3 protein-coding genes and 3 pseudogenes are annotated in these 2756 nt (G+C 43.4%); 3 read left to right on the top strand and 3 right to left on the bottom strand.

What is annotated here, in order from left to right; genetic code table 11:
- From ACUU1M_RS19660 to ACUU1M_RS19650, 3 genes and pseudogenes are all read left to right on the top strand, one after another.
- Nucleotides 1-279: pseudogene (locus ACUU1M_RS19660) on the top strand (sel1 repeat family protein); the annotation flags it as partial.
- On the top strand, nt 272-505 hold the full coding sequence (locus ACUU1M_RS19655; RefSeq protein WP_449144760.1) for a hypothetical protein: 234 nt from the start codon (nt 272-274) through the stop codon (nt 503-505). The pseudogene ACUU1M_RS19660 and the gene ACUU1M_RS19655, both read left to right, overlap by 8 nt.
- A gap of 10 nt (nt 506-515) precedes the next feature.
- Nucleotides 516-1450, top strand: a pseudogene (locus ACUU1M_RS19650) (tetratricopeptide repeat protein).
- Between the two features lie 55 nt (nt 1451-1505).
- On the opposite strand, the gene ACUU1M_RS19645 reads toward ACUU1M_RS19650, so the two are convergent.
- The 3 genes and pseudogenes from ACUU1M_RS19645 to ACUU1M_RS19635 form a co-directional block, all read right to left on the bottom strand.
- Nucleotides 1506-2048: a GNAT family N-acetyltransferase gene (locus ACUU1M_RS19645; protein WP_000227793.1), complete on the bottom strand. Its 543-nt coding sequence runs from the start codon at nt 2046-2048 to the stop codon at nt 1506-1508.
- Nucleotides 2032-2343: a type II toxin-antitoxin system TacA family antitoxin gene (locus ACUU1M_RS19640; protein ID WP_005072928.1), complete on the bottom strand. Its 312-nt coding sequence runs from the start codon at nt 2341-2343 to the stop codon at nt 2032-2034. The genes ACUU1M_RS19645 and ACUU1M_RS19640 overlap by 17 nt, the downstream gene beginning before the upstream one ends.
- 184 nt (nt 2344-2527) lie before the next feature.
- Nucleotides 2528-2756, bottom strand: a pseudogene (locus ACUU1M_RS19635) (heme o synthase); the annotation flags it as partial.

Below are 2756 nucleotides of genomic sequence, written 5' to 3'. Positions count from 1 at the left end.
AAGGTATGGGATTATTACGAAAAAGGTGCGGGGAAATATTCAATGAAATTCAATAAGGATGAATATTTAACCCGTTGTAATCAAGATCAGAAAACCCGAGAAACACAGGGTGATACTTTACCTTACATCACGTTAAAACATTACGAGACCTATGGCTTTAACGCAAATGAAAAACCCAAAATATGCGATGTCAGTATTGAAATTAATGCAGATAAAATTAGTAGTATAACTAATTTGCAGTTGACGCTTGAGCTAAAAGGGGGGGGAGGGAGTGAGTAAAGAATATACTCTTTCTGTCCCTCCTTTTAGTTTGAATACGCTCGGTGTGGATATGTATAATAATTCCAGTCATATAAGAAAAAGCTATATAGACATCCCAATGTATAATCGTAATTTATGCGATTTTCATGATTTGACTTATTCTATTAAATTTGCGACAGCGATACTGAATGGAAAACAACGTGATTTATTAAAAGAAGAGCATATTCAGGTACAAGATAAATAAGAGATATTTTATGTTGCCTAATAGAATATTATTTTCTTTAATGCTGATAGTTTCATCAGGCGTGGTGGCAAGTAAGAAAGCGCATGAATTGTATGACAGCATATACGGTGGTAAATCTGCTCCCGATGTTATAAATACACTGCATAAAATGGCTGAATCGGGAGATATCGACGCGCAGAGCCTGTTAGGCTGGGAATATTATCAGCCTCGCTATGATACCAAACCTGATGTTCAGGAAGCGATTAAATGGTTCGAGTTAACCGCTAAACAAGGTGACAGAGAAGCTCCGTTAGCGCTGGGGAGTATCTACTACGACGGTGAGCAGGTGCGGGTGGATTATGCCAAAGCGTATGCACTATTTAATCAGGCCGCGCAGCAAGGTATGAATTTAGCATGGTCCAGGTTGGGCATGATGTACGCCAATGGTCAGTATGTTGAGGTAGATTGTAAGAAAGCGAAGGAATACCTTGATAAAGGTGTCCACATTTATGGTGCCCGGAAGACTTTCTGGCTACTTGTCGAAAAGACATGATTGACAGAAAAACGGTTGAGGATACGTTACCCGTGATCACGGTTACCCGTTCTGGGATGCGGGATAATTTTTTAGATAAAGGTTTTTCCTGCATGGATAGCCTCTTCGCCACCACCAATAAATTAGGCGAAGTGGCCAATCTTCGCGTGACATTCAGCATTCGTCGCCCATCCGGTAAGGAGATTAACCAAACGGTTGGCTTCGCGCCTTTCGGTTTAAACCGGCTGAATATTAGCTTTACTGATTACCTATTTGGTTCATTTACCAGTAATTCGTCTCTTATTCTTTATAAACCGGAATTTGAGCGAAAATCTTGTGCAACTGTAAGGACCACAATCGTTGCCGCAACGGCAACTATTAACGGCAAGGATGTGGAGTTGCTGAAAGCGGGGGCAATTGAACAAAAGTGGTAACGCTGCTCAGCCCCCGGCTAAGGCAAAACTTGCCCTGGCGGGTGGCGATAATAATCTAAGCCGCGAGAATATGCTGAATCGCCAAAAACATAGGTACAGCACCAAAAGCATTTGGTGTCGCTGAAAGCTGAACAAAGCCGAGACGAGCATAAAAGTTAATGGCGGCAGGGTCAGCATCAAGATAAACCCCTTTAATTGGTAATGCCTGGTGAATTTTTTTTACATGTTCAAAAAAATCACATAGTAGGTCCTGACCAAAGCCCCGCTTTTGATACTTCCGCGCTCCCCCCAACATGACTAATCTGACAACACCAATTTCTGAAGGTTGTGAACCCTGAAGGACGCCAGAAACGCGTTGTCTTTCCAGCGAATATGCCGTAAAAGTACAGATGCCAATCAGTTCACCACTTTGTCTGTCAATAAGTGCTTTAGCCGCACAGTCGCTATTACGCACACTTTTCTTTAGCGATGCGCGTACAAATTTATCGATAACAGGGTTACCGCAATCAAACTGTTTTTGCCCAGGATAAGTAATATCAGACTGATAATTACAGGAGAGGACTATGGACAGAGTAATCTCTTCATGCTTGTCGACCATCGCTGTTTTTCCTTTTCATTAACGCCTTGAGGGCGAGCGTCGGTTGAGCAGGTTCAGCGATGAGTTGGTTCATCAGTTCCCAGCTTTGATTCGAAAGCTCACGGCGACGTTGGTTATCAAGCACACTTTCGGCGCGTTCCATAGCAGCGCTCAAAATAAAAGCGCTTAAATCTACCCCAACGGCTTGCGCAGCTTCACGAAGTTTGTTTTTGGCGTCGGGACTAGTTTTGAGTTCGACCCGCGCATTTTTCAGCGTTTTATCGACATCGTATAGAGCGGCTGTTTTTCCAAGCATTATGACTTCTTTGATTAACTGAATGAAATCGTAGGGAGTCGATCTCATACATAATACGGCTATCAACCGTATGATTAATTTATGTGCATCTGCTCACTCTGTCAAGAGATACGGTTATTAGCCGTATCTCTGATCTCAGACAATAAAAAAGGTGCCGTAGCACCTTTTTAATAGAGAGGTTTTGTTACCACACAGCAGCCAGCAGCGTATGCGAGTCCGGTACCATAAAATCAACGGACATCATCACCGAGAGGGCAGTGATGGCGATGATAGAGAAGCCGAACAGCTTGCGCGCCCAGATTCTGTCATCAGCAACTTTATAACCGCGCAGAGCCATACCTAACCACCAGACGCTAACCGCCGCGGCGACCACCAGATATTTATACCCAGCGTAACCGCCAAGAGAGAGCATC

The organism is Shigella sp. SIG6 (assembly GCF_053555815.1).
This window is presented reverse-complemented; position numbering and strand designations above follow the sequence as displayed.